Annotated in this window: 21 protein-coding genes and 3 pseudogenes; 15 read left to right on the top strand and 9 right to left on the bottom strand. The window is 66.4% G+C overall.

The features are described 5' to 3' along the window. Window position 1: 1 nt before the first annotated feature. Window positions 2-1030, bottom strand: coding sequence for an alpha/beta hydrolase (locus N4G47_RS08785; RefSeq protein ID WP_475286494.1), 1029 nt, complete (start codon window positions 1028-1030; stop codon window positions 2-4). A 281-nt stretch (window positions 1031-1311) separates the two neighbouring features. Here N4G47_RS08785 and N4G47_RS08780 point away from each other — a divergent pair, with 281 nt between their 5' ends. Further along, window positions 1312-1686, top strand: a complete 375-nt coding sequence (locus tag N4G47_RS08780; protein ID WP_107230499.1) for a hypothetical protein — start codon at window positions 1312-1314, stop codon at window positions 1684-1686. Between the two features lie 73 nt (window positions 1687-1759). Here the strand turns inward: N4G47_RS08780 and N4G47_RS08775 are convergent, their stop codons facing one another. The 5 genes from N4G47_RS08775 to N4G47_RS08755 all read right to left on the bottom strand — a co-directional run bounded on the left by N4G47_RS08775 (window position 1760) and on the right by N4G47_RS08755 (window position 8973). Beyond that, window positions 1760-2131: a DUF805 domain-containing protein gene (locus N4G47_RS08775; protein WP_475286492.1), complete on the bottom strand. Its 372-nt coding sequence runs from the start codon at window positions 2129-2131 to the stop codon at window positions 1760-1762. Window positions 2132-2345: 214 nt separating this feature from the next. Beyond that, entirely contained in the window at window positions 2346-3623 is a 1278-nt protein-coding gene (locus tag N4G47_RS08770; RefSeq protein WP_475286490.1) for a replication-associated recombination protein A, read from the bottom strand. Between the two features lie 254 nt (window positions 3624-3877). Further along, complete coding sequence (lolA, locus tag N4G47_RS08765) at window positions 3878-4516, bottom strand: outer membrane lipoprotein periplasmic chaperone LolA (RefSeq protein ID WP_475286488.1); 639 nt, start codon at window positions 4514-4516, stop codon at window positions 3878-3880. A gap of 111 nt (window positions 4517-4627) precedes the next feature. After that, complete coding sequence (locus tag N4G47_RS08760; protein WP_409461385.1) at window positions 4628-6571, bottom strand: DUF3857 domain-containing protein; 1944 nt, start codon at window positions 6569-6571, stop codon at window positions 4628-4630. 38 nt (window positions 6572-6609) lie between these two features. Beyond that, entirely contained in the window at window positions 6610-8973 is a 2364-nt protein-coding gene (locus N4G47_RS08755) for a DNA translocase FtsK (RefSeq protein WP_107230493.1), read from the bottom strand. 233 nt (window positions 8974-9206) lie between these two features. Between N4G47_RS08755 and trxB the strand changes: the two genes are divergently transcribed. The 5 genes and pseudogenes from trxB to N4G47_RS08730 all read left to right on the top strand — a co-directional run bounded on the left by trxB (window position 9207) and on the right by N4G47_RS08730 (window position 13108). Next, a complete protein-coding gene (gene trxB / locus N4G47_RS08750; protein WP_295574940.1) occupies window positions 9207-10178 on the top strand; it encodes a thioredoxin-disulfide reductase in 972 nt (323 codons plus the stop codon). A gap of 101 nt (window positions 10179-10279) precedes the next feature. Beyond that, entirely contained in the window at window positions 10280-11404 is a 1125-nt protein-coding gene (locus N4G47_RS08745; protein ID WP_475286485.1) for a GNAT family N-acetyltransferase, read from the top strand. 73 nt (window positions 11405-11477) lie between these two features. After that, window positions 11478-12217: pseudogene (gene aat, locus N4G47_RS08740) on the top strand (leucyl/phenylalanyl-tRNA--protein transferase). Window positions 12218-12303: 86 nt separating this feature from the next. Then, window positions 12304-12522 carry a translation initiation factor IF-1 gene (infA, locus tag N4G47_RS08735; RefSeq protein ID WP_005409596.1) on the top strand — a complete coding sequence of 73 codons (219 nt, stop codon included), beginning with the start codon at window positions 12304-12306 and terminating at the stop codon, window positions 12520-12522. 202 nt (window positions 12523-12724) lie between these two features. After that, entirely contained in the window at window positions 12725-13108 is a 384-nt protein-coding gene (locus tag N4G47_RS08730) for a hypothetical protein (RefSeq protein WP_475286483.1), read from the top strand. 72 nt (window positions 13109-13180) lie between these two features. Here N4G47_RS08730 and clpA read toward each other — a convergent pair. Further along, window positions 13181-15465: pseudogene (clpA, locus tag N4G47_RS08725) on the bottom strand (ATP-dependent Clp protease ATP-binding subunit ClpA). 138 nt (window positions 15466-15603) lie between these two features. Between clpA and N4G47_RS08720 the strand changes: the two are divergent. Beyond that, window positions 15604-16416, top strand: a complete 813-nt coding sequence (locus tag N4G47_RS08720) for an APH(6) family putative aminoglycoside O-phosphotransferase (protein WP_475286481.1) — start codon at window positions 15604-15606, stop codon at window positions 16414-16416. Window positions 16417-16607: 191 nt separating this feature from the next. Here the strand turns inward: N4G47_RS08720 and clpS are convergent. After that, window positions 16608-16933: pseudogene (gene clpS / locus N4G47_RS08715) on the bottom strand (ATP-dependent Clp protease adapter ClpS). A gap of 112 nt (window positions 16934-17045) precedes the next feature. Here clpS and N4G47_RS08710 point away from each other — a divergent pair. The 8 genes from N4G47_RS08710 (at window position 17046) to N4G47_RS08675 (ending at window position 23042) form a co-directional block, all read left to right on the top strand. Further along, window positions 17046-17519 carry a hypothetical protein gene (locus N4G47_RS08710; RefSeq protein WP_475286479.1) on the top strand — a complete coding sequence of 158 codons (474 nt, stop codon included), beginning with the start codon at window positions 17046-17048 and terminating at the stop codon, window positions 17517-17519. A gap of 1 nt (window position 17520) precedes the next feature. Further along, on the top strand, window positions 17521-17982 hold the full coding sequence (locus N4G47_RS08705) for an NUDIX hydrolase (RefSeq protein ID WP_107230486.1): 462 nt from the start codon (window positions 17521-17523) through the stop codon (window positions 17980-17982). Beyond that, window positions 17979-19121 (top strand): tRNA 2-thiouridine(34) synthase MnmA, encoded by a 1143-nt coding sequence (gene mnmA, locus N4G47_RS08700; protein WP_475286476.1) that lies wholly within the window; start codon window positions 17979-17981, stop codon window positions 19119-19121. The genes N4G47_RS08705 and mnmA overlap by 4 nt, the downstream gene beginning before the upstream one ends. Then, entirely contained in the window at window positions 19118-19732 is a 615-nt protein-coding gene (gene hflD, locus N4G47_RS08695; protein WP_107230484.1) for a high frequency lysogenization protein HflD, read from the top strand. The genes mnmA and hflD overlap by 4 nt, the downstream gene beginning before the upstream one ends. Before the next feature lie 196 nt (window positions 19733-19928). After that, window positions 19929-21083 (top strand): methyl-accepting chemotaxis protein, encoded by a 1155-nt coding sequence (locus N4G47_RS08690; RefSeq protein WP_475289915.1) that lies wholly within the window; start codon window positions 19929-19931, stop codon window positions 21081-21083. A gap of 98 nt (window positions 21084-21181) precedes the next feature. Then, window positions 21182-21391 (top strand): hypothetical protein, encoded by a 210-nt coding sequence (locus N4G47_RS08685; protein ID WP_475286473.1) that lies wholly within the window; start codon window positions 21182-21184, stop codon window positions 21389-21391. A 101-nt stretch (window positions 21392-21492) separates the two neighbouring features. Beyond that, the gene (locus N4G47_RS08680) at window positions 21493-21840 is read left to right on the top strand and encodes a hypothetical protein (protein ID WP_475286471.1); all 348 of its coding nucleotides are present in this window, start codon (window positions 21493-21495) and stop codon (window positions 21838-21840) included. A gap of 116 nt (window positions 21841-21956) precedes the next feature. After that, a complete protein-coding gene (locus N4G47_RS08675; RefSeq protein ID WP_475286469.1) occupies window positions 21957-23042 on the top strand; it encodes a GAD-like domain-containing protein in 1086 nt (361 codons plus the stop codon). A gap of 67 nt (window positions 23043-23109) precedes the next feature. Here the strand turns inward: N4G47_RS08675 and N4G47_RS08670 are convergent, their stop codons facing one another. Further along, window positions 23110-25869: a bifunctional diguanylate cyclase/phosphodiesterase gene (locus tag N4G47_RS08670; RefSeq protein WP_475286467.1), complete on the bottom strand. Its 2760-nt coding sequence runs from the start codon at window positions 25867-25869 to the stop codon at window positions 23110-23112. Window positions 25870-25980 lie beyond the last annotated feature (111 nt).

Here is a 25980-nt window from a genome sequence, read left to right as displayed (position 1 = left end):
TTCATTCGGCAGCGTTGTCACTGCCATTGGGGGCGCCGTCGCCGGCGCTGCGATCGGTCACGCCGTATAGTTCGTGCAGCGCAGCGTGGAACGAGGCGGGCAGCATCGGGCCATGGCCCAGGCCGTCGAACTCGCGGTACTGCACGCTCAGCCCGGGCACCTTGCCCAGGCGTTGGGACAGCTGCATGGCTGCATCGGGCGTGGCACCGCCAATACGGCGCAGGTGCGCGACCACGCGCGGATTGTTCATGTCACGCTTGCCGCGATCGCCGACGCGCTCGGCACCGCCCAGCATCAGCCACACTTTCGCTGCCTGGCCATGCACGTTCTGCACGAACTGCTGCTCCGGGTCGCCCAGCGCGGCACCCTGGCTCCACCACAGCGACGGGCTGGCGGCCAGATAGGACTGGAAGGCGGCGGGGCGGGTGTACAGCGCATTGAGCACGAACAGGCCGCCCAGCGAGTGGCCCCACAGCGCTTGCTGCTGCGCATCGATGCGTGCGCGGCGCTCGACTTCCGGCTTGATCCGGCGCTCGATCACATCGAGGAAGGCCGCTGCACCGCCGCCGACGGCCTGCGTGCTGCCGCTCTCGTCATCCGCACGGTCGATCCATGCGGTGTAATCGCGGGTACGGGCCTTCGAATCGATGCGCAGGTCGTTGTCGTAACCGATCAGCACCAGCACCGGCGGCGCCTTGCGCGCGGCCAGCTCGGCCAGGATCGGCTGATCCAGCACCATCGCCACCGCGTTGCCGTCCAGCGCATACAGCACCGGCATCGGCGCCTTGCCGGCCTTGGCCGGGATCGCCACATTCACCCGCCAGCGGCGCTGCTGGTCGGGGCTGTCCACCACGAACTGCTCGAAGCGATAGCTGGACGCCGGCTCGTCGAGCACGGTGTGGCCGATCTTCTGCAGCGGGTTGCGCTGCTGCGCATGGGCATAGGGAGTGGCCAGGAGCAGACCCATCATCAAGGCGGCCAGGCCGCGGGCCAGCGGACCACGGCGCGAAGGCAGGACGAAATGCTTCATCAGCGGCAGCGGAGGCAGCCCGAAGCCGCCGGTTCACAAGGGACCGCAGTCTACCTCAAACGCGAATGATTATCACATCGATCATACGTCACACTGTGTATCACGCGCGCGACGGGCCGGTTGCACAGGAGGCGGCACTTCCCCTATTTTTCCGCCCACTGGGGCATTGGACCGCCCCACTTCCAGCGTAGCCATGGACGGCGGGCACGTTGCCGTCGTCCGGGTCGCGTTCATCCGCGCCACGACCGCCATGGGATTGGATCCCATGATTGTGAGACCCCTTGAAGCACACCGCACTGATCGCCCTTACCCTCGGCCTGTCTGCACCGCTGGCCGCGCACGCCGCGCAGGATCTGCCCACGCTCTATCAGGCCTTTGAAGAAGCCGGCAATTCAACGCTGAGCATGGAAGAACTCAACCAGACGGTGACCTTCACCGCCGTCGCGCTGGGCGTTTCCAGCAACATGGCGGGCGAACCGCTCATCGAGGCCGGCGATGACCAGGGCAATGTCCTGGCCCGACTGACCAGCGATGATGAGCAGCAGGCGGCCAAACTGGGTGAACTGGAAGAAGGCGCTGTCTTCACCGCCAGTTGCACGCTGCAGTTCAGCTCCGGCACCGACTATCTGTCCTTCGGCGATTGCAGCCTCAAGTAACGACGAAGCCGGCAAAATGCCGGCTTCTTTTCGTTGCCACGGCAGCGTCGAGCCACGCTCGACCTACGCCATGTCAGGGGCCCACAGGCACCGGACCATACGCATTTTCCTGCGGCGTACCCGGCAGCAGCGCAAAGACCAGGATCACGATGCCACCGCCCGGCACCAGCGCCAGCAGGTAGAACCAACCCGACTGGTTGCAGTCATGCAGGCGGCGCACGGTGACGGCGATGACCGGCAGCAGCGTAGCCAGCCAGAACACGACGAACAGGATGATCGACGCGATGCCCAGGACGTCGGACTGCATCACCAGCGCGGTGACCAGCGGCACCATCAGCACGGCCGAGACGATCAGCAGGAACAGCTGGAACATCCAGTACTCGCGGCGGTTGGCACGACCCTCGAACTGGGCGTAGCGCTTCAACGGCAGAATCATTTCCTGCACGGCATCGTTCCTTGATAAGAGAAGCCGCGCAGTGTGCCAAATGAACGCGCGCAGGACAATGTGGTGACGAACCACGCTCGGCTGCCTTTACCCCTGTAGAGCCGAGCCATGCTCGGCTGCCATTGCCACTGTAGAGTCGAGCCTTGCTCGACTATCGGGCACCATGAGGTGCTGCGAAAAGCAGTCGAGCAAGCTCGACTCTACGGAAGCGGGGTCAACGGCCCTTGGCGGCGCGCGCGGCCTCACGTTCGGCGCGCAGGCGGTCCAGCTTTTCCTTCAGCTTGATCTCCAGCCCGCGCGGCACCGGGCTGTAGTACACCCGCTCGCCCATCGCATCCGGGAATCCGGTCTGGTCCAGCGCGATGCCGCCTTCGGCATCGTGGTCGTACTGGTACTCGGCACCGTAGCCAAGCTCCTTCATCAGCTTGGTCGGCGCGTTGCGCAGATGCAGCGGCACTTCTTCGGTGCCGCTTTCGCGCACATCGGCCTTGGCCTGGTTGAAGGCCGCATAGCCGGCGTTCGATTTGGCGGTGCTGGCCAGGTACAGCACCAGCTGGGCGAAGGCGAGCTCGCCTTCCGGGCTGCCCAGCCGCTCGTAGATGTCCCACGCTTCAAGCGCCATGCTCTGCGCACGCGGATCGGCCAGGCCGATGTCCTCGATGGCCATGCGCGTCAGCCGGCGCGCCAGATAGGACGGATCGCAACCGCCATCGAGCATGCGGGTCAGCCAGTACAGTGCAGCATCGGGATTGGAGCTGCGCACCGACTTGTGCAGGGCCGAAATCTGGTCGTAGAACTGCTCGCCGCCCTTGTCGAAGCGCCGGGTGCGATCGGCCAGCACCTGGGTCAGGGTCTGCGGGGTGATGCGACCGCCCTCCCCACCCGCCAGTTCGGCGGCGATCTCCAACAGGGTCAGCGCACGCCGCACATCGCCATCGGCAGCGGTGGCGATTTCCAGCAGGAGTTCGGGTGCAACCTCGATGCCCTCTTCGCCCAGTCCACGCTCGCGGTCGCCCAGTGCACGCTCCAGCGCCTCGACGATATCGGTCGGCGAGACCGCCTCCAGCACATGCACGCGGCAGCGCGACAGCAACGCCGAATTCAGTTCGAACGACGGGTTCTCGGTGGTGGCGCCGACGAACAGGATCGTGCCGCGCTCGATATGCGGCAGGAACGCATCCTGCTGCGCCTTGTTGAAGCGATGCACCTCGTCCACGAACAGCACGGTGCGGCGGCCTTCGGCGAAGCGTTGCGCCGCCTCGGCCAGCACCTGGCGCACTTCCGGCAAACCAGACAGCACGGCGGAGATGGCACGGAATTCAGCGTCGGAATACTCGGCCAGCAGCAACGCCAGCGTGGTCTTGCCGCAGCCCGGCGGCCCCCACAGGATCATCGAATGCACGCGGCCGGACTCGACCGCGCGACGCAGCGCGCTGTCCGGCGCCAGCAGGCGCTTCTGCCCGACCATCTCATCGAGGGTGCGCGGACGCATGCGCTCGGCCAGCGGGCGCAGATGATCCCGATCAACGCTCAGCAGATCGGGGCCGGGGAAGGAAGTTGAACGATGTCTTGCCACCCGCTCATTGTACCGCGAGAGCGTGCCAACCCAGGTTGGCACCCACCCAGGCAGTCAGGCCAGGGCGGGTAGTGCCGGCCGCTGGCCGGCAGATCAAAAGCGTGTCAACCAAGGTTGACATCCACCAATGCGGGAGGGTTCGCACCCACCAGAGCATTTCCGCCCGGAGATCAATTACCGATGACGTCGGTGCCCTTCGGCGGGGTGAAGCTGAAGGTGCCGGCGGCGAAGCCCGGGTTGCGCTTCCAGCCACTGAAGGTGATCACGGTACGCTGGCCGACAGCATCGGTGATCTCCATCTTGGCCAGGCCCTGTGCGTTGAAGCCCAGCGCGGCGTACTGGAAGCTGGCTTCGGTATCGCGCTTGGGCGACAGCGACAGCCACTGCAGGCCGTCGCGCTGCGCCGCCTCTTCGCTCAGGTCGTACTGCTGTTCCAGCAGCGCCGGGTTGATCAACGCGGTCAGCGGGCTGTTCTGCTCTTCCTTGCCCTGCTCACGCACGGTGGCCTGCTCCAGGTCCGGCTCGTACATCCAGACCTTCTTGCCGTCGGCCACGATCAGCTGTTCGTGCGGGCGCACGTACTCCCAGCGGAACAGGCGCGGCGCCGACAGCGCCACGCGGCCGCTGGTCGATTCCTTCACCTTGCCCCGGCTATCGAACACCTGCTGGCTGAACTGGCCATCCAGGCCCTTCAGGCCGCTGGTGAAGGTCTTGAGATCATCGCGGGCGCCGGCCCAGGCACTGCCAGCGGCGGCACAGGCCACAGCCAGGGTGGTGGTGGCGAGGAAACGGCGGAAGCGGAAGTTCATGCGGAAATCCTGTGGGCGCGAACGCCAGGAAAGGTAGTGGCCAGTGTGCCCGTAGAAACATGAATGGGCGATCAGGGCGACATTATGCCGCCCCGAACGTCCATCGGCGATTCAGCCGCCGGCCGCCGGCAGCTTGCCGTACAGCACCTGGCCACGGAAGCCGCGACGCACCTCGCGGTACAGCGCGCGGAACGCGGCGTAGTCCTGCGGCTGGCACAGCGCTTCCGGGCCACGCACCGCGTTCTGCTGCAGGCGATGATGCACGGTTACTTCCTGGCCCTGCCTGCTCCAATCCACCCGGTAGTCGCCAGCGGCATTGCTGAAGCGCTGACTGGCCGGAATGGCGATGATCGGCGCATTGGCCGGGAACTGCAGGCGGTAGGTTTCTTCGCGCAGGCTGGCGTTGCAGTAGAACGGCGTCTCGTTGGCCGGCGCCGAGGCGGTGGCGTAGAGGCCACGCACTGATTCGCCGCCCGGCGGATCGGGAACGGCCATGCCGCCGGCCACGCTGAAGTCGGCGTAGTCCTCGGCCTGGAACGCCATGCGGTAGCCGAACGGCCGGGTCAGGTCGACCGGCACGCCCTGGATCTGCAGCTGCCCTCGCCCATCGAAACCGGACGCGGCCATGATCTGCTCTTCAGCGCGCGCACGATTCTGCGCGTTGAGCTGGGAGAACTGCGCGCGCATGCCGATCTCGGCGTTCTCACCCAGCTTCGGAACGGTCTCGCCACGCAGGTTGCCGTTGGCATCGAAGGTGAAGCGCACTTCCATCGAGGTGGCATTGCGCTGCGGCGTGTTGGCCGGGGTGCGCGCCAGCGTGGCATCGCGCGTGCGCATCACCGGCGCGCCGAGGTCACCTTCCGGCAGCTGGCCGAAGCGTGCCCACGCGGTGGTCGAATCCAGGTACAGATCGAACTCGGGAATGTAGGTGATGGCGTGGTTGAAGCGGCCCAGCACCGGGATCTTCGGCAGCGTCGGACCGCCGCCAGCACCGATCAGCACCGGCGAACTGGCGATGCCCTTGGCTGCCAGCAGCGCCTCCAGGATCGTCACGTGGTCCTTGCAGTCGCCATAGTGGTTGTCGAGGATGCTCTGCGCGCTGTTCGGCTCCAGGCCACCATTGCCCAGGTACACCGCCACATAGCGGATGTTCTGCGCCACCCAGCGGTACAGCGCATCGGCCTGCGCGCGGCGGTCGCTGATGCCGGCGGTGACCTGGTCGGCCAGCGCCTGCAGCTCCGGCGTGACCTGCGCGGCCGGGCCGGCCTTGAGCTGGTAGGCGCGCCCCATCTGCGACCAGTCACGATAGGTGCTGGCCATGATGTTCGGGCCGAACTCCCAGCCGGCCGCCGACCAGTTCTGCGCCGGCATTGCTTCGCGGCGCTGGTAATGCCAGCGCCACTGCGCCTGGCCATTCTTCACCACCGGGCGATCACTGCCCTGCACGCCGCGGCTGTCAACGAACATCGGCAGGTTGGCCGGCGCACTCAGGGTGACCTCGGCGTCCTCGTACTCGGTGAACACATTGAAGGTTTCCCACAGGCCGAAGTAGCCCGGGAAGTACGGCGTGGCCTGGGTACGCCGCACCTGGTAGTACAGGCGGGTGCCCGGAGCCAGATTCGGGAACACGATCACCCGCACCTTGCGGTCGGCGTACATCGCCGCCGAGGCGCTGGAATAGCTTTCCTGGGTGTAGATGCGGTCGGCCGGCACGTCGCGGCGCTGGCCGTCGGCGGTGATGGTGTAGGCGCCAAGCACTTCCAGCGTTTCCATCTTTTCGCTGTAGCTCAGCCGCACCTGGCTGAACTGCTCGACGGCGGCCTTGGTCTTGAGCAGCACTTCGTAGGTTTCGGTCTGCACATTGCCCGCATCCGGCCGCACCTGGTAGTCGGCGCGGTAACGGACAATGCTGAAGTTGTTGCTGGCTTCGGTATCGCCGCTGGTGGAAGGCGGCGCCGTGGCGGGCGCGGTGGTGGCGGTATCTGCCAGTGCCGGGCCGGCAGCCATCAAGGCTGCCAGCGCCAGTGCCAGCGCGCTGGGGACGGGGTGAAGCATGCGTCGGTTCCTTGGACGTCGTGGGGGTACGTCGGGCCTTACTTCGGCGGTGGCGGTGCCAGCACCGTGCGGTCGCCGTTGTGTTCGGGCGCACTGACCACACCGGCCGCTTCCATGGCCTCGATCAGTCGCGCCGCGCGGTTGTAGCCGATCTTCAGCCGGCGCTGCACGCCGGAAATCGAAGCGCGGCGGGTCTCTGTGACCACCCGCAGCGCTTCGTCATACAACGGATCGGACTCATCGCCGCCGCCGGAACTGGTCTCCGGCAGGCCGGTGGCACCGACCACCACGCCGTCACCCATGGTCTGCACTTCGTCCAGCACGCCGTCGATGTAATCGGCCGGGCCCATCGCCTTGAGGTGCTCGACCACGCGATGCACTTCCTCGTCGGAGACGAAGGCGCCGTGCACGCGCTCGGGCAGGGCGGTGCCCGGCGGCAGGTACAGCATGTCGCCGTGGCCGAGCAGGGTTTCCGCGCCAGACTGGTCGAGAATGGTGCGCGAGTCGATCTTGGAGCTGACCTGGAAGGCGATGCGGGTCGGGATGTTGGCCTTGATCAGGCCGGTGATCACGTCCACCGACGGCCGCTGCGTGGCCAGGATCAGGTGGATGCCGGCCGCACGTGCCTTCTGTGCCAGGCGCGCGATCAGCTCTTCCACCTTCTTGCCGACGATCATCATCATGTCGGCGAATTCGTCGATGAAGATGACGATGAACGGCAGCGTCTCCAGCGGGCGCGGCGCCTCGCCCAGTTCCGGGTTCGGCTTGAACAGCGGATCCATCAGCGGCTGCCCGGCGTCTTCGGCTTCCTTCACCTTCTTGTTGAAGCCGGCCAGGTTGCGCACGCCCACCGCGCTCATCAGCTTGTAGCGGCGCTCCATCTCGGCCACGCACCAGCGCAGGCCGTTGGCGGCCTCCTTCATGTCGGTGACCACCGGCGCCAGCAGGTGCGGGATGCCCTGATAGACGCTCAGTTCGAGCATCTTCGGGTCGATCATCAGCATCCGCAGGTCCTTCGGCGAAGCCTTGAACAGCAGGCTCAGCACCATCGCGTTGACCGCCACCGACTTGCCCGAACCGGTGGTACCGGCCACCAGCAGGTGCGGCATGCGCGCCAGGTCGGCCACGGTCGGGCGGCCGGCGATGTCCTTGCCCAGCGCCAGGGTCAGCGCACTGGCGGACTTGTCGTATTCCTTCGAGCGCAGCAGCTCGGACAGGAAGATCATCTCGCGGGTGACGTTGGGGATTTCCAGGCCGATCACCGACTTGCCCGGAATGACGTCGACCACGCGCACCGACTTCACCGACAGCCCGCGCGCGATGTCCTTGTCCAGCGAGCTGATCTGGCTGACCTTGATGCCCGGCGCCGGCTCGATCTCGAAGCGGGTGATGACCGGGCCGGGATTGGCGCCGACCACCTGCGCGTCGATGCGGAAATCCTTCAGCTTGAATTCGATCTGCCGCGACAGGGTTTCCAGCGTCTCTTCGTCGTAACCCTTGGGCTGCGGCTTGGGATCATCCAGCAGCGCCAGCGGCGGCAGGTCCGAGCCGTCACCGTTGACGCCGCGGAACATCGGGATCTGGTTGTCACGCTTGGCGCGGTCGCTCTTCTCGATCACCGGTTCCGGGCGCGGCTCGATCTTCACCGGCTCGCGCTTGGCGCGCACCTCGGCATCGGCCTTGCGCACTTCCTGGCGCTCCTCGCGCATCACCCGGGTCTGCTTCCACTCGGTGACCTCTTCCTTCTTGCGCTCCAGCAACGGCGCCAGCGACATCACCCCGCGGCCGATCTTCTCCATCACGCTGAACCAGGACAGCCCGGTGGCCAGCGTGATCGAGGCCAGCAGCAGCACAAGCACGAACAGGTTCGCGCCCAGCGCGCCGAAGCCCACCGTGAGCGAATTGCCGACCAGCTTGCCGAGGATGCCGCCGGCACTGGAGACATCGCCACTGAACAGGCGCACGTGCAGGAAGCCGGTGCCGGCGATCAGGAAGCCGACCAGGCCGACCAGGCGCAGCGCCGGGTCCAGATCGTTCTCGCCCTTGCTCTCGCGCTTGAGGCCGAACATGGCGATCCACGCCAGCGCGCCCAGCACCACCGGCAGCAGGAAGGCGATGTAGCCGAACAGCTGCAGCAGCACGTCGGCGATCCAGGCCCCTGCGCGCCCGCCCATGTTGTGCACCGGCGCAACCACGCTGCCGGTATGCGACCAACCCGGGTCGGTGGCTGAATAGGTGAACAGACTGGCCGCCAGATACAGCAGCGCTGGCGCGATGGCGATCAGGCCAAGGTCGCGCCAGAGCCGCTGGCGGCGTGGATTGTCGGTCGTCGCCGCCGCGGCCGTGCGACGTGACGCCTTGCTGTCGTCGGACTTGGAGCGTTCGGGGACCTGCTTCGCCACCTTAGACCATACCTTTGGAATGCGCTGTTAGTGATTGATAATAAATGAGACGGCGTCAGTTTTCAGTTATGCGACGCGCTGCGCTGTCTGTAGGGCGCCCGGACCACCGCTGGATGACGGCGTTCTGTTCATCGGCTTGAATCGCCCTGCCCCAGCCGCCACTCTATGACCTGCCATGGATGCTGCGCAAACATCGCCAGCGCCTTGTCCCACCTACCTTTTCGCGAGTTTACATGAGCACCAGCCTGCCCTCCCGCCATCAGCGTCTTGTCATCCTTGGTTCCGGCCCGGCCGGCTGGACCGCCGCCGTCTACGCCGCCCGCGCCAACCTGAAGCCGGTCGTCATCACCGGCCTGCAGCAGGGCGGCCAGCTGATGACCACCACCGAGGTGGACAACTGGCCGGGTGACGCCCACGGCCTGATGGGGCCGGACCTGATGGCGCGCATGCAGGCCCACGCCGAGCGTTTCGAGACCGAGGTCATTTTCGACCACATCCATACCGCTGACGTCTCCCAGCGCCCGTTCAAGCTGATCGGCGACAGCCACGAGTACACCTGCGACGCCCTGATCATCGCCACCGGCGCCACCGCCAAGTACCTGGGCATCCCGACCGAAGAGGCCTTCAAGGGCCGCGGCGTCTCCGCCTGCGCCACCTGCGACGGCTTCTTCTACCGCGACCAGGACGTGGTCGTGGTCGGCGGCGGCAATACCGCCGTGGAAGAGGCACTGTACCTGTCCAACATCGCCCGCAAGGTCTATCTGGTGCACCGCCGCGACACCCTGAAGGCGGAAAAGATCATGCAGGACAAGCTGTTCAAGAAGGTGGCCGAAGGCAAGATCGAGACCGTCTGGCACCACCAGGTGGACGAAGTGCTGGGCAACGATGCCGGCGTGACCGGCGTGCGCGTGAAGTCCACCCTGGACGGCAGCACCCGCGACATCGACGCTCACGGCTTCTTCGTGGCCATCGGCCACCACCCGAACACCACCCTGTTCGACGGCCAGCTGGCGATGAACAACGGCTACCTGGAGATCCGCTCGGGCCTGGGCGGCAACGCCACCCAGACCTCGGTGGAGGGCGTGTTCGCCGCCGGCGACGTGGCCGACCAGCACTACCGCCAGGCGATCACCTCGGCCGGCTTCGGCTGCATGGCCGCGCTGGACGCCGAGCGCTTCCTGGATGCCGAAGGCAAGGCCAGCTGAAACGCTGACCCGCTTCGGTAGCGTCGAGCCATGCTCGACCCGGACCAAGGGCCGACGCCAATGCGTCGGCCTTTTTGTTTCACCTGCCCTATCCTTCCCCCATGCCTTCGCCCCGTTTCCTCGATTCCCTGCAGTCCATTGCCGCCGCCGACTGGGACGCCCTGCATGATGGCCGCAACCCGTTCATCAGCCACGCCTTCCTGGCCGGACTGGAAGCGCACGGCTGCCTGCGCGAGGACTGGGGCTGGCAGCCCCGGCACTTCACACTCTGGGAAGGCAATGCTCTGGTCGGTGCCATTCCGGGCTACCTGAAGACCAATTCGCACGGTGAGTTCGTGTTCGACCATGCCTGGGCCAATGCCTATGCACGCCACGGCCGCGACTACTACCCGAAGTGGCTGGGTGCGGTGCCGTACTCGCCGGTGACCGGACCACGGCTGCTGGCCCGTCACGATGTACAGCGCGCGGCGCTGTTGTCGGCTCTACGCGAAGCGCTGCCGACGCTGGGCGTGTCATCGGCGCACATCAATTTCCACACTGCCGCTGACGAGGTCGTGTTCGGCGATGACTGGCTGCTGCGCGAGGACGTGCAGTTCCAGTGGCAGAACCCCGGCGACTGGGCGACATTCGAGCAGTTTCTCGGTGCGATGGACCACAAGCACCGCAAGAACATCCGCCAGGAGCGGGCCAAGGCCGCGCGCCAGGGCATCAGCTTCCGCGTGGTGCATGGCAATGAGGCCAGCCGCGCCGACCTGCAGGCGATGTACCGCTTCTACCTGCAGACCTTCCTCGAGTACGGCAACGCACCGGCGCTGACCGAGGCCTTCCTGCGCCATCTGGCCATCGCACTGGGGCGCGGGCTGGTGATGTTCCTGGCCGAGCAGGAGGGTGAGCCGATTGCCGGCGCACTGTGCCTGCGCGGCGGCGACACGCTGTATGGCCGCTACTGGGGAGGCGCGACCCTGCCCGGCCTGCACTTCGAGGCCTGCTACTACCAGGGCATCGAGTACTGCCTGCGCGAGGGCCTCACCCGTTTCGAGCCCGGCGCGCAGGGCGAGCACAAGCTGGCACGCGGCTTCCTGCCGACGCGGGTGCGCAGCCGCCACTGGGTGGCCGATGCCGAGTTTGCCGACGCCCTGCAGGACTGGTGCCGGCAGGAACGGCGCGATGTGCACCGTTACCAGCAGGAGCTGCTGGGGCACAGCCCGTTCCGCGCGGAACCGTAGCGTCGAGCTTGCTCGACTGACGTGCCTACCGGAACCGAAGAAGGTCGGCACCCACGCCCGTTACACTGCGCGCATGACCCGCCCGCTGCCCTGGCGCCTGGCCGATGCGCCGGACGCGCCCTTTCCCCGGCCGAGACCGCGCTGCGCCAGCCCGATGGCCTGCTCGCCGTCGGCGGTGACCTGCACCCGTTGCGCCTGCTCAACGCCTATGCAGGCGGCATCTTCCCGTGGTTCAGCGAGGGCGAGCCGATCCTGTGGTGGTCGCCCGATCCACGCATGGTGTTCCGCACCGACGGCGTGCACCTGTCCAGCCGTTTCCGGCGCCAGCTGCGCGCCAGCCACTGGGAGGTCACTGCCGATGTGGCCTTCAGCCAGGTGATGCGCGCCTGTGCCGCCACCCCGCGCCCCGGTCAGGACGGCACCTGGATCAGCCCGGCCATGGTCGACGCCTACAGCCAGCTGCACGACCTGGGCTTTGCCCATTCGTTTGAAGTGTGGGACCGGCAGACCCTGGTCGGTGGCATCTACGGCGTGGCGATCGGCGCGATGTTCTTCGGCGAAAGCATGTTCAGCGGCGCCAGCGGCGGCTCCAAGATCGCATTGGCGGCGCTGGCGGCCACCCTGCGCGGCTGGGGCTGGGAACTGATCGACGCGCAGGTGGAGAATCCACACCTGCTGCGGATGGGCGCAGTGCACCTGCCGCGCGCCGTGTTCCTGGATCAGGTGCGCCAGGCGGTGCGCCGCGAGGGCCGTGAAGGCGCCTGGACCCAGGCCGTCGGACGCCTGCCGGCGAAGCGTTTGGCCGAGGGTTAACGCAAACTTTGCAAGCTGGCCGCATCACGCGTAAAATACCGCGCCTTAGGCCCAGCGTGGCCGTTTTCTGAACCGCACAGGACTACATGTCGAAAGACGATTCCATCGAGTTCGAGGGCACCGTCAGCGAGACGCTGCCGAACACCACTTTCCGCGTTCGCCTGGAAAATGGGCACGAAATCATCGCCCACATCTCCGGCCGCATGCGCAAGAACTACATCCGCATCCTCACCGGTGACCGGGTCAAGGTTGAAATGACCCCGTACGACCTGACCAAGGGTCGTATCACCTACCGCATGAAGTAAGCGGTCGGCGCCTGGCGCCACTTCGACAAGGCCAGCCCTGGTTGCTGGCCTTTTGTCATGCCCGCAATCCGGCCCTGCCGGAGGTCATCGTGACCGAACGCACCGTGGCGTCGGTCAGCCCGGCTTGCGGCAGATTCGCGCTTGCAGCCGCCGCGGCATCGTGGAATCCGATCCAGTCCGGATCGCCACCCCCTGCCCCGCCATGAAACGGCATCCCCTGCTTTGCTCCCTGTTCCTGTCCGCCAGCCTGCTGTCAGCCGTCTCGGCCCAGGCCGCCGATGCACCGGCAGCGGCCACCACCGCCTGCATCCAGCTGGGCAGCGACCAGCAGATGGTTCGCGCCGGCGTTACCCGTGATGTGCTGTTGCGCAACGGCCAGGACCACTACGTGGTGCACTTCCAGCGCGACTGTACCGCCGCGGCCCGCTCCCGCACGCTGAGCTTTGCCACCGAAGGACAGCAGAACCTGCTCTGCAGCGACGGCCGCAGCACCCTGCGCACCGATACCGAACGCTGCGCCGTCGCCCGCGTCGAACCCATCGACCCCGCCAGCTTCGCTCAGAAGGCGCGCCAACGTCGCCGTTGAGCGCAGGCACGACAAGGGCGGCCGAAGCCGCCCTTGTCATTTCAGGTCCACCGGTCCAGGCCCGGCGTCAGATCACTCCACGGTGACCGGCAGCAGACGCTCCGGCTCGGCCTGGGTCTCCACCACCAGCTCGTCGTCGCGGACATCGATGCTGACCTTGCCGCCGTTGACCAGCTTGCCGAATAGCAGCTCGTCGGCCAGCGGGCGCTTGATCCTGTCCTGGATCACACGGGCCATCGGGCGCGCACCCATCAGCGGGTCGAAGCCGTGGTGGGCCAGCCAGTCGCGCGCGGTCGGCGTGGCCGACAGGCTGACGTGCTTCTCCTGCAGCAGCATCTCCAGCTCGATCAGGAACTTGTCGACAACACGCAGGATGTGCTCGAAGCCCAGCGGCTGGAACTGCACCACCGCATCGAGGCGGTTGCGGAATTCCGGCGTGAACGCGCGGCGGATGGTCTCCATCGCATCGGTGGCATGGTCCTGCTTGGTGAAGCCGATCGAACGCCGTGAGGCCTGCGCCGCACCGGCATTGGTGGTCATCACCAGCACCACGTTCTTGAAGTTGGCTTCGCGACCGTTGGTGTCGGTCAGTACGCCGCGGTCCATCACCTGCAACAGGATGTTGAAGATGTCCGGATGCGCCTTCTCGATCTCGTCCAGCAGCAGCACGCAGTGCGGGGTCTTGACGATCTTTTCGGTCAGCAGGCCGCCCTGGTCGAAGCCGACGTAGCCGGGGGCGCACCGATCAAGCGGCTGATCGAATGCGGCTCCATGTACTCGGACATGTCGAAGCGGACCAGCTCGATGCCCAGCTGCAGCGCCAGCTGCTTGGTCACTTCGGTCTTGCCGACACCGGTCGGGCCGGCGAACAGGAAGTTGCCGATCGGCTTTTCCGGGTTGCCCAGGCCCGAACGGGCCAGCTTGATGGCCGACGCCAGGGTGCCGATGGCCGGGTCCTGGCCGAAGATCACCATCTTCAGGTTGCGCTCCAGGTGCTGCAGCACGTCCTTGTCGGTGGCACTGACCTGCTTGGCCGGGATGCGCGCCATCTTGGCCACGATCGCTTCCACTTCCTCAACGTCGATCAGCTCCTTGCGCTGCCCTTCGGGCAGCAGGCGCTGGCGAGCGCCGGCCTCGTCGATCACGTCGATGGCCTTGTCCGGCAGCAGGCGGTCGCCGATGTGCTTCACCGACAAGTCTACCGCCGCCTGCAGCGCCTCGTCCGAATAGGTCACGCCATGGTGCAGCTCGTACTTGGACTTCAGGCCCTGCAGGATCTCGTAGGTCTCGCCCACCGTCGGCTCGACGATGTCGATCTTCTGGAAGCGGCGAGCCAGGGCGCGGTCCTTCTCGAAGATGCCGCGGTATTCCTGGAAGGTGGTCGAACCGATGCAGCGCAGCTCGCCCGAGGCCAGTGCCGGCTTGATCAGGTTGGAGGCATCCATGGTGCCACCGGAGGCCGAACCGGCACCGATGATGGTGTGGATCTCGTCGATGAACAGCACCGCGTTGGGTACCTTCTTCAGCGCGGTCAGTACACCCTTCAGGCGCTTCTCGAAGTCGCCGCGGTACTTGGTGCCGGCCACCAGCGCGCCCAGGTCGAGCGAGTAGATCACCGCATCGGCCAGCACGTCGGGCACCGAGCCTTCGACGATGCGGCGGGCCAGGCCCTCGGCAATGGCGGTCTTGCCCACGCCGGCCTCACCCACGTACAGCGGGTTGTTCTTGCGGCGGCGGCACAGGACCTGGATGGTGCGCTCGATCTCGTCGCCACGACCGACCAGCGGGTCGATGCGACCGGCCCGGGCCTGCTCGTTGAGGTTGCTGGCGAACTCGGTCAGCGCGTCGCCCTTGGGCTCACCCTCGCCGCCTTCCATGCGGCCTTCGCCCTCGGAGGACGAGGACGGCTGCTCGCCCTCCTCACCCAGCTTGGCGATGCCATGGGACAGGTAATTGACCACGTCCAGCCGGGTGACATCCTGCTGGTTGAGGTAATAGACGGCGTGGGAGTCCTTTTCACCGAAGATGGCCACCAGCACATTGGCGCCGGTGACTTCCTTCTTGCCCGAGGACTGCACGTGGTACACGGCCCGCTGCAGCACGCGCTGGAAGCCCAGGGTTGGCTGGGTATCGCGTCCGTCATCTTCGGCCAGGCGGGACACGGACGCCTCGATGGCCTGCTCCAGCTCCTGGCGCAGGCGTTCGGCGTCGGCCCCACAGGCCTTCAGGACGGCCTGGGCGGACGGGTTGTCGAGCAGTGCCAGCAGCAGGTGTTCGACCGTCATGAACTCATGCCGGGCCTCACGGGCGCGCTTGTAGCACTGGCCGATGGTGTGTTCGAGGTCTTTGCTGAACATGGATTACTCCGGCGGCAGATGGGGACAATATGCGGCCTGACTACGCGATTTCCATCACCCTAGCGGATTGCTGCGTTCAGATGGCGTTAGCAGTGCAGATCGCTTGATCTTCATTCACTCCAGGACGACCCTGCCAGCATGAGCGAACCCTACCTGAGCCGCTGGCGATTGCGGCGTGATGGCGCGGCCATCGAAACGCCCCGCGCCCGGCTCTGGCCTGTGCTGACCCCAACCGGCGTGCCGGCCATGCTCAAGGTCAGCGACGAGCCCGAAGAGCAGAACGCCCATCGACTGCTGCGCTGGTGGGACGGTGACGGCGCTGCCCGCCTGCTGGCCCATGACGGGCCGGCCATCCTGATCGAGCGTGCCGCCGGCGACTCGCTGCGACAGCGTTCGATCGATGGCGAGGACGACACCTGCACCACCCTCCTGTGCCAGGTCCTGCAGCGGCTGCACCGGCCACGGAGTACGGCGCCCAGTGACCTGCTCTGCCTGCGTACATGGTTCGCCGACCTGCTGCAGCCAAGGGCTGCGTTGCCGCCACTGCTGGAACAGTGCAGATCGCTGGCGCTGACGCTGCTGCAGGACGAGCAGGAGATCCGGCCGCTGCATGGTGACCTGCACCACGACAACGTGCTGGATTTCGGCGCGCGCGGCTGGCTGGCGATCGACCCGAAGCGGCTGATCGGCGACCGCGCCTTCGACTACACGACGATGTTCAGCAACCCGGACCTGTGCGGCCCGGCGATCCATGTCGCCACGCGGCCGGAGCGCTTTGCGGCGCGGCTGGAGCAGGTCAGCGCGCTGTCCGGCATCGAGCGCCGTCGCCTGCTGCGCTGGATCGCGGCCAGCATGGGCCTGTCGGCGGTGTGGTTCCGCGATGACGGCGACCCGGCCGACATCGACGAGGCGGTGGCGAAAATGGCGCTGGAGGCGCTGGCGGAGGCATGATCCCCGGCGGGTGTCCACCCTGGGGGCATAGCCGAGCATGGGCTCGGCTCTACAGTCTTCCGCTTCGGTAGGTGCCCACCTTGGTGGGCACGATGCATCAGGCGTCGCTACACCCGCCCTGGTAGGTGCCCACCTTGGTGGGCACAGCCGAGCGTGGGCTCGGCTCTACAATCTTCCGGATCGGCAGCCGGTCAGGCCTTTTCCATCGTGCACAGCAACGGATGCTGGTTCATCCGCGAATACTCGTTGACCTGGGCAACCTTGGTCTCGGCCACTTCGCGGGTGAACACCCCGCACACCCGCGGCCGCGGGTATGCACGTGCAGCATCACCTGCGTGGCCTTGTCCAGGTCCATGCTGAAGAACTGCTGCAGCACGTCCACCACGAAATCCATCGGGGTGTAGTCGTCATTGAGCAGCATCACCTGGTAGAACGGCGGCGGCGCCACTTCCGGGCGCGCGGGCTCCACGGCAATACCGTGTTCGTGATGGGAATCGGGGGAAGACTCGCGAGGCATCCGTCCATTATAGGGCCTGTGCCGAGCCTGCGTCGGCCCGCCGCAGATTGGACGGCACGGACGCCCCCCGTCACAATTGCACCTTCTTTCAAATCCGCTTCACAGGATCTTCATGAAAAGGACGCTTCTGCCCGCCCTGCTGCTCGGCCTGGCCGTAACCGGCTCCGCCGTTGCCGCACCGGAGGCCGACAAATCCGTGGCCCGCCATCTGGACAAGCTGGGCTACACCTACGAGATCGACGAGGACGGTGACTACCGCCTGGTGTTCGACGTCGAAGGCGACCGCACCCAGATGGTCTACGTGCGTTCGGCGGTGGAGGATTTCGGCAGCCACAACATCCGCGAGATCTGGTCGCCGGCGTACACCGCCACGGCCAAGCAGTTCCCGGTGGCCGTGGCCAACCGCCTGCTGGAAGATTCGCAGGACGCCAAGATGGGCGGCTGGGTGAAGCAGGACAGCACCGCCATGTTCGTGGTGAAGATCGATGCAGACGCCACCCCGGACCAGCTCAGCGACGCCATTGATGCGGCCATCCGCACCGCCGATGCGATGGAGCTGGAACTGACCAAGAAGGACGATTTCTGAGTTGAACGCCACGCCGGACCCGCGCTGGGCACCGCATGCCACCGTCGCCACTGTGGTGGTTGACGGTGGCCGCGTGCTGCTGGTTGAAGAGACCATTGAAGGCCGCCAGGTGCTGAACCAGCCGGCCGGCCACCTTGAGCCGGGCGAAAGCCTGGCCGAGGCGGCCCTGCGCGAGACCCGCGAGGAAACCGGCTGGACGGTTGAGCTGACCCACTTCATCGGCTGCTACCAGTGGACTGCCGCCGATGGCACCGCGTTCCTGCGCTTCTGCTACGCCGCCAGGCCGCTGTCGCATGACCCGGCACAACCGCTGGACACCGGCATCGACCGCGCCCTGTGGCTGACCCCGGCCGAACTGCAGGCGGCCGGCGAGCGCCAGCGCAGCCCGCTGGTCTGGAAGGTGGTGGCCGACTACCTGGGCGGCCAGCGCCATCCCCTTTCCCTGGTCCAGGAGGTCGCATGAGCACCCCGCGCGTGATGGTTGGCGTCTCCGGTGGCGTCGATTCCTCGGTCGCCGCCTGGCGCCTGGTGCAGCAGGGAGAAGCGGTGGCCGGCCTGTTCATGCAGAACTGGGCCGACGACGGAAGTGGCGAGTGCCGCGCCGAGGACGATCGCCGCGACGCGGTGGCCGTGTGCGGCCTGCTCGGCATTCCGTTCCACTTCCGCGATTTCTCCAGCGAGTACTGGCAGGGCGTGTTCGAGCACTTCCTGGCCGAGTATGCCGCCGGCCGCACGCCGAACCCGGATGTGCTGTGCAACCGCGAAGTGAAGTTCAAGCACTTCCTGGACGCCGCCCGCGAGCTGGGCGCCGAGCGCATCGCCACCGGCCACTACGCACGGGTGACCCAGCGCGGCCACCAGTGGCTGCTGCTGCGCGGCGCCGACCGTTCCAAGGACCAGAGCTACTTCCTGCATCAGCTGGGCCAGCAGCAGCTGGCAGCCACCCTGTTCCCGATCGGCGACCTGGAAAAGAGCGACCTGCGCCGCATTGCGCGTGACGTCAGCCTGCCGACCCACGCCAAGAAGGATTCCACCGGTATCTGCTTCATCGGCGAGCGCGACTTCCGCGAGTTCCTTGGCCGTTACCTGCCGGCCAGGCCGGGCCAGATCCTCGATCCGGCCGACGGCAGCGTGATCGCCGAACATCCGGGCGTGTTCTATTTCACCCTGGGCCAGCGCGAGGGCCTGAACATCGGCGGCGTGCGCGGCCGCCCCGCTGCACCGTGGTATGTGGTCGGCAAAGACGTGGCCAGCAACGTGCTGTACGTGGACCAGGACCGTGAAAGCCCGTGGATGCTGTCCGAGCGCCTGCGCTCGGAGACCGCGCACTGGATTGCCGGCTCGCCGCCGGCGCGCCGCTTTGAATGCACCGCGCAGACCCGCTACCGCCAGCCCGACGAGCCGTGTACGGTCGAGGTGCTGGACGATGGCAGCGTGCTGGTCACCTTTGCCCGCCCGCAGCGCGCCGTCACCCCTGGCCAGTCGCTGGTGCTGTATGACGGTGAGGTGTGCCTGGGCGGTGCGGTGATCGCCGCCACCGACGCCCCGCTGGAACAACGCCTGCGCACCACCCCTTCTCCTTTTGAGGTAATTGCTGCATGAGTTTCACTGTCGACGACCGCGTCCTGGCCCTGGCCGGCATTGCCCAGGCCCTGCAACAGGTCCGCCGCATCGCCGATACCGGCCATTCCGACGCCGCCGCCGTGCGCACCGCCGTGGACAGCGTGTTCCGCGTCGATGCGTCCTCGCCGCAGGAAGTGTTCGGTGACCGCCATGCACTGAAGGCAGGCCTGCGCCTGCTGCACAACTATTTCCGCAGCCAGGGCCAGGACCCGATCCTGCCCAAGCTGGCCCTGTCGGTGCTGCAGCTGGAACGCCGCTTCGTGCAGGACGGCGCCACAGTGAACAAGGTTGCCAGTGGCATCGAGCGCGCCCAGCGCCAGGCCGCCGAGCTGGGCGACAGTGGTCACCCGGACGTGCTGGCCAACCTGGGCGGCCTGTACGCGGACACCATCAGCCACCTCAAGCCGCGGGTGATGGTGCAGGGCAACCCGCACTACCTGGGCCAGGCCGGCGTGGTGGCCGAGATCCGCGCCCTGCTGCTGGCCGCGGTGCGCTCGGCGGTGCTGTGGCGTCAGCTGGGCGGCAGCTACTGGGACTTCCTGTTCAGCCGCAAGGCGATGATCGAGGCCGTGGACCGGCAGCTGGCCTGAGGCCTTGGGGTCGGATCTCGTTCCGGCACGGAACGGGCCCTGACCCCGAAGCCGCCAAGCGCCGGAAAACCGGCGCATTCAGAATGCACATCAAGGCACATCGACGTTAAAGAGAAGGGGGTACGGCCGATACATCCTCCGTGCACCTCCCGAGAACGTCCATGTACTCACGCATTTTCATCCGTCTGGCCGCCCCCTGGCCCTGACCCTGCTGCTCCCCTTCGCCATCGGTTTCGAATGGCCGGCCGCCCTGCGCTGGGCGATCCTGACCACGATGACGCTGAGCTGGCTGGGCTTTGCGTGGTGGACCACCCGCGCCCAAGCGCACCGTTCCCCGGAACACACCCGCGTCCTGCGTGAGCAGGATCAGCTGCTGACCGAGCTGCGCAACTTCGTCGGCAACGAGATCGACGGTTCGCGTGGTGAAGTGGAACGCGCCCGCGACCTGATCCGCCAGGCCGTCTCCAGCCTCGGCGGCAGCTTCGATGCGATGAACCGCAAGTCGCGCCAGCAGAGCCAGGCCCTGTCACGCATCGTCGACCGCGCCGGTGATGAAGGCAGCGCCGGCCTGGACGTCGCCCGCTTTGCCCAGCACGCCAGCCACCGCATGGAACAGCTGGTGGAAGCGCTGGAACAGGTCAGCGGCCAGAGCTCGACCACCGTGCAGCACATCGACCAGATGGCGCAGCACCTGGATGGCATCTTCGCGCTGCTGGAAGACGTCAAGTCGATTGCCGACCAGACCAACCTGCTGGCCCTGAACGCTGCCATTGAAGCGGCGCGTGCCGGTGAAGCCGGTCGTGGCTTCGCGGTGGTGGCCGACGAGGTGCGCAACCTGTCCGAACGCTCGACCACCTTCAACGAGCAGATCCGCAAGCTGGCGCACAGCTCCAAGGACGCCATCGCCAAGGTGCGCGAAACCGTCTCGCACATGGCCTCGCGCGATATGGACCGTTCCCGCGAAGCACGCCAGGAAGCGGCGGCGATGCTCGACAACGTGGCCCAGATCAATGCCTCGCTGGGCGACGGCATGCGCGAAGTGTCCGAGTGCGCCCGTTCGATTGATGGCAGCGTGGCCGAGGCCGTGCGCGCCCTGCAGTTCGAGGACATCGCCACCCAGGCCCTGGGCGGCGTGCACACCCACCTGGACCGCCTGACCGCCATCAATCGCGAAGCCGTGGCCCTGCAGGAACTGCTGCACCGCAACGGCGGCGTCTTCGACGAAGAGATCGCCACCGCCCTGCAGCGCACCGGCAGCCGCCTGCGCGAACTGCGCAGCGAGTGGGAGCGCCCGCCGCACAAGCCGGTTGCCCAGCAGAGCATGGGCGCTGGCACCGTCGAGCTGTTCTGATCCTGATGTCCGCTGCCGTTACCGGCAGCCCGCAAGGCCCCGGTCATTCCGGGGCCTTTGCCTGTACCCTGCCGTTGGATGCATCCTGTACGCGCACCATGACCCTGATCCGCGCCCTGCCCTCTCTGACCGATACTGAGCGCCCGCGCAACGCGAGCGTGCGTGAGCAGCTGCAGCAGCTGGAGGACGTGGCACGCGAGGAAATCCGTGAACTGCAGCAGCTGGCCGATGCGCGGCCTGCCCCTTGCCTGCGGGCGAAGAACTGCTCGGACTGGCCTGGGACCTGGGTCTGGATGGCGAAGCCCTGAGGTAGATCCACGCCATGCGTGGATGGCTTTACCGCCACCCGCTGCAAACCCATGGCATGATCCGCGTACGTCGTCTACGACTGGACACGGAGTGTCGTCGCATGAGCACCACGTTCATGACCTGGCTGGGATTTGCTGCGATGGTGCTCATCGCCGTCACGTTCACCTGGCGCCCCGCCTACGCCACCTTGCGGCCACCCCGGCATCGACCGGTCGCGTTCCTGTTCGGCAGCCTGCTCTTCCTGCTGATGGCCTTCCTGGCTGCCTGGGCGGCGGCAACGGCCATCCATACCGGGCACGTCCATTTAAGCCATCACCGCTACGGCACCATTGATGTATGGCGCGAGATCGAGCCGATGACCTATTGGCTGATCATCGTGGCGGAGTACGTGATCGGGCTGCTGATCGCCAGCTATTCGATCGCAGGCATCGCATTGATGAACCGGTAGATCCACGCCATGCGTGGATGACGCAACGGGACTCAAGGATTTCCGACTAATTGCATGGATCGAGAACGATTCTGTCCTTCATCTTGAAAGACCGATTTCGATTCGCATGCAGGCAGATGACCAGCGCCTCTCTTTGTCTTTCAGTTGCTTTGGCTCTCCCGGCAACCCGTGATCCATTGACCTTGGACACTGAATCGCTCGCAGCGCTTCAGCAGGCGCTGCGGACTCTTGGAGCGTTCCAGCAGCCCTACCCCGCACCTGTCGATGTGACCGATCCTGACGCAGGCACAATCGATGCAACTGTCGAGATCTCGGCCGGGTGCCTGCAGGATGGTCCGCAGGTCATCATCCTGGACGCCGATGTGGACGGAGCACCCGAGCGCTATCTGGTGCTGAACGAGCCATGGCAAAGCCTATCGGCGGGAACATTGCTTCTCGTCTGCGGAGACAGGGCCGCCCTCATTTCAACCCAGGACTTGAGCCAGGAGCTTGCGCGGGCCGAGATCATGCTGACATTTCTCGACCTGCTGCCGGAAGCTGCGGAAGCCTGGGAACACCCAGCGTGTTGCTCGGCAGTCGCGGATTCCGATACTCCCAGTCCCATCGTGAAGAGCGTTCTGGATCAACTCTGCGCCAGCACTGCAGGATCGCTTGTCACTGACACCACGCTGACCCTCTGGAAGGACAGGTTCCCGGATGTATTGCTGGCGCTGTGGCAGCGCGATGGACTGGCGCGCTATCACGATGATCGACTGGCGATGGTCGATCCTGTCCAGTACGAGGCCGTCCTCGCCGCTTTTCTGGCAGGCACCCCGCTATGCGGCAAGGATAGCTTTCACGTATATGCGCTTTCGCCATTCGGCCAGATGCTGATCTGTGGCGAGAACACTGGCGTCGAACTCACGCTTGAACCACACGAGGGCTACCTGTGCGCGCCTGCAGTGTTGACTCTTCCAGCAAGCGGCATCGCCCGCAACCAGCGCCTGCACGACTTCCTGCTGACATTGGGCGATCCCGAACTGGATGTCCCGACCGAGGACGGCCAATCAATGTTCTGGCGAGCCTGTGGGCTGTTGGGGCCGCTGAACGACGGAGAGATCTACACCTCGACAGAGCCCGTGTCAGAACATGGCTGGCGCCTTGGCAACGTGGTAAAACGCAAGGCGCTGGATGTGCTCGCAGAGCTTGCACAGCGTCGCTGATGGCGAGACGTGGACGGGCGTATCGGCGCGCATGCCGACCAGGGTCGGCACCCACCAGAGTGGATTGTCAGCGCACCAGCACCACTTCGCCGCTGGCGTCGGTGCGCATCGGCATCGGGTGTTGCTGGCGCAGCCACTGCGCCAGGTCGCGGGGGCTGAGCGGGCGTGAGTACAGGTAGCCCTGGATCTCGTCGCAGCCCTGGCGGCGCAGCATGTCTTCTTCCTGGTGTGTTTCCACGCCCTCGGCCACCACCTTCATGCCCAGCGCGTGGCCCAGATGCACGATCGCCTGGGTCACTTCGGCCGTGCCCGAATCATGCAGCATGCCCTGCACGAAGCTGCGGTCGATCTTCAGGCGCCCAACCGGGAAGCGGTTGAGGTAGTTGAGGTTGGAGAAGCCGGTACCGAAATCGTCCACCGCCAGCGGTACGCCATGCCGTTCCAGCACATCGAAGCAATGGCGCAGGATGTCGGTGTCACGAATCAGGGCCGACTCGGTGAGCTCCAGTTCCAGCCGCTGCGGCGGCCAGCCGTGGGCGTGGCAGATCTCGATCACGCGCTCGGCGAAGCCACGGTCGCGCAGCTGCACGGCCGATACGTTCACTGCAATGCGGTCAAAACGCAGGCCGGTCCGATCCCAGGCGGCCGCCTGACGGCATGCCTCGCCCAGCACCCAGTCACCGATGCGCACGATCTCGCCACATTTCTCGGCGATGGGGATGAACTCGGCCGGGCTGCAATAGCCGATGCCAGGCCGATGCCAACGCAGCAGCGCCTCGATCGCCGGTGGCTCGCCCTGGTGGGCGTGCAGCAACGGCTGGTAGGCCAGACTGAACTCTTCGCGCTCGATCGCGCCATGCAGGGCATGCTCGATCTCCAGCCGGCGCTGGATGCGGGCCAGGGCGTCCTGGCTGTAGTACTGGTAGGTATTGCGTCCCGCTTCCTTGGCCGCGTACATCGCCGCGTCGGCGGCGCGCAGCAGGGAATCGAAGTCGGTCTGCGCATCACCCAGCATCGCGATGCCGACGCTGGCGCCTACCTTCAGGGTAGTCTCGCCACGGCGCAGCGGCTCGGCCAGCGAGGCGATCAGCTTGCGCGCCACGTGGCCGGCGTCTTCCGGCTCGGCCAGATCGCGCAGCACTACGATGAACTCATCGCCGCTGAAGCGGCCGAACAGATCGTTGTTGCGCAGGTTCTGGTGCAGGCGGGTGGCGGCGGCCTTCAGCAGCGCATCGCCAGTGGCGTGGCCGAAGCTGTCATTGATGGTCTTGAAGCCATCCAGGTCGATGAACAGCATCGCCAACGAGGTGCCGCGATCGCGCGCTTCCTCGATGGCCTCGGCGGTCTGCTCGCCGAGCAGCACCCGGTTGGGCAGACCGGTCAGCAGATCGTAATGGGCCAGCAGTTCAATGCGCTCGTTGGCCTCACGTTCGCGGGTGATGTCACGGAACAGCACCACGAAGCGTGCTGGCAGGCCGTCGCGCCGGTCCAGCTCGATCAGTACCTGCACCCACACCCGCAGGCCCGACTGGCGATAGAAGCACAGGTCCAGTTGCTCGGGCAGCCCGCCGTCGGCAATACGAGCCAGCGCGGCTTCGAAGGCGTTGCGCGAATCCTCGGTGTACAGCGCCAGCGCCTGGTCGAGGGTGATCGGTTCCTTGCGCAGGCCGTGGATGCGGTAGCACTCCTCGGTCCACTGCATGTGCCGGGTCTGCACTTCAATCTCGCAGCCGCCGATGCGTCCCAGCGCGGAAACGCGGTTGAGCAGCTCGGTGCGCCAGCGGATCAGCGCATCGGTCTGGTGCTGCTCGGTGATGTTCTGCACCTGGCCAAGCAGGCGCTTGGGCTGGCCGTCCATGTCCAGCAGCGGCTGCATCCACAGGCGCAGATGCTGCGAGGGTTCGTTGCCGCGGGTCAGCTCCAGCTCCAGATTGGCAGCACGGCCATCGCGCCACAGGCGCCGCCAGGCCGCGCGCAACGCCCCGCGCGATCTCGGATGCAGATGCTTGAGCCAGCGCCGCTGGCCGGGTACGGCGCCCTGCTCCAGGGCCAGCAGCGAGCGCAGCTCCGGCGACCACCAGAAATGCCCCGTGTTGGGATCGAACGACCAGCTGCCCATGCTGGCAATGCGCTGGGCTTCGCTCAGATGCAGCTGCTGCTCCTGCAGCAGCGCTTCCAGCTGCTTCTGCTGCTCGATATCGGTATGCGTGCCGACCATCCGCAACGGCTGGCCATCGGCGGTACGCGCCACCACGCGGCCACGGTCCAGCACCCAGCGCCACTGGCCGTCGGCCTGGCGGAAACGGAACTGTGCGCTGTACTGCTCGCTCAGGCCGCGCAGATGCTCGTCCAGCGCAGCGCGGACCTGCACGATGTCATCACCATGCACACGCGAGAGCATCGCAGTGGCGGTTTCATCACCCAGCGCTGGAGTCCGCGCCACCCGGTCACTGGGGATGTCCCAGTCCCACAGGCTGTGGCCGGCGCTGTCCAGTGCCAGCTCCCAGCGCCCGCCCCCATCCACCGGAACCGGCTCGGGAATGCTGAGGGTGAAGGCCAGCAGATTGCCGGCACCGTCATGCACGGCGCGCAGGTGGCCATCGAAATGACCGCGTGGGCCGCCCGGCAGCGTGCAGGCCACGATGCCGCCATCGGCCGCCATCAGCCGCAGATCTTCCAGCATCGGGGCATACGCGGCCACGGTGGCCGGCAGCCCGTGTTCACGCGCGGCCGGGTTGGCCGCCAGCGGGCGGCCGGTACGGTCGACGATGACCAGTGCCGACGCAAGCGGGTGCTGCAGCAGGCTGGCGATGATCCCTTGGTCCACGCGATCTTGCTCCGGATGACACGCCCGTCAGCGGGGCACGCAGTGGTTAACGGCCCCTGCGGCGGATAATTGAGTGGCCAGGGCACACCTGCGCGGTAAGATGGCCGGCGC

The sequence above is a fragment of the Stenotrophomonas sp. GSD10 genome (assembly GCF_056172695.1).
The sequence above is the reverse complement of the archived record's forward strand: the minus strand, read 5'-3'. Positions and strand labels throughout refer to the sequence as shown.

Bases quoted from the DNA above. Each gene is read 5' to 3' on its own strand.
- N4G47_RS08680 (WP_475286471.1), top strand. From the start codon at position 21,493: ATGAGCACCACGTTCATGACCTGGCTGGGATTTGCTGCGATGGTGCTC.
- N4G47_RS08730 (WP_475286483.1), top strand. From the start codon at position 12,725: ATGAAACGGCATCCCCTGCTTTGCTCCCTGTTCCTGTCCGCCAGCCTG.
- N4G47_RS08720 (WP_475286481.1), top strand. From the start codon at position 15,604: ATGAGCGAACCCTACCTGAGCCGCTGGCGATTGCGGCGTGATGGCGCG.
- hflD (WP_107230484.1), top strand. From the start codon at position 19,118: ATGAGTTTCACTGTCGACGACCGCGTCCTGGCCCTGGCCGGCATTGCC.
- trxB (WP_295574940.1), top strand. From the start codon at position 9,207: ATGAGCACCAGCCTGCCCTCCCGCCATCAGCGTCTTGTCATCCTTGGT.
- N4G47_RS08770 (WP_475286490.1), bottom strand. From the start codon at position 3,623: ATGCGTCCGCGCACCCTCGATGAGATGGTCGGGCAGAAGCGCCTGCTG.
- N4G47_RS08745 (WP_475286485.1), top strand. From the start codon at position 10,280: ATGCCTTCGCCCCGTTTCCTCGATTCCCTGCAGTCCATTGCCGCCGCC.
- N4G47_RS08785 (WP_475286494.1), bottom strand. From the start codon at position 1,030: ATGAAGCATTTCGTCCTGCCTTCGCGCCGTGGTCCGCTGGCCCGCGGC.
- infA (WP_005409596.1), top strand. From the start codon at position 12,304: ATGTCGAAAGACGATTCCATCGAGTTCGAGGGCACCGTCAGCGAGACG.
- N4G47_RS08685 (WP_475286473.1), top strand. From the start codon at position 21,182: ATGACCCTGATCCGCGCCCTGCCCTCTCTGACCGATACTGAGCGCCCG.
- N4G47_RS08675 (WP_475286469.1), top strand. From the start codon at position 21,957: ATGACCAGCGCCTCTCTTTGTCTTTCAGTTGCTTTGGCTCTCCCGGCA.
- lolA (WP_475286488.1), bottom strand. From the start codon at position 4,516: ATGAACTTCCGCTTCCGCCGTTTCCTCGCCACCACCACCCTGGCTGTG.
- N4G47_RS08760 (WP_409461385.1), bottom strand. From the start codon at position 6,571: ATGCTTCACCCCGTCCCCAGCGCGCTGGCACTGGCGCTGGCAGCCTTG.
- mnmA (WP_475286476.1), top strand. From the start codon at position 17,979: ATGAGCACCCCGCGCGTGATGGTTGGCGTCTCCGGTGGCGTCGATTCC.
- N4G47_RS08710 (WP_475286479.1), top strand. From the start codon at position 17,046: ATGAAAAGGACGCTTCTGCCCGCCCTGCTGCTCGGCCTGGCCGTAACC.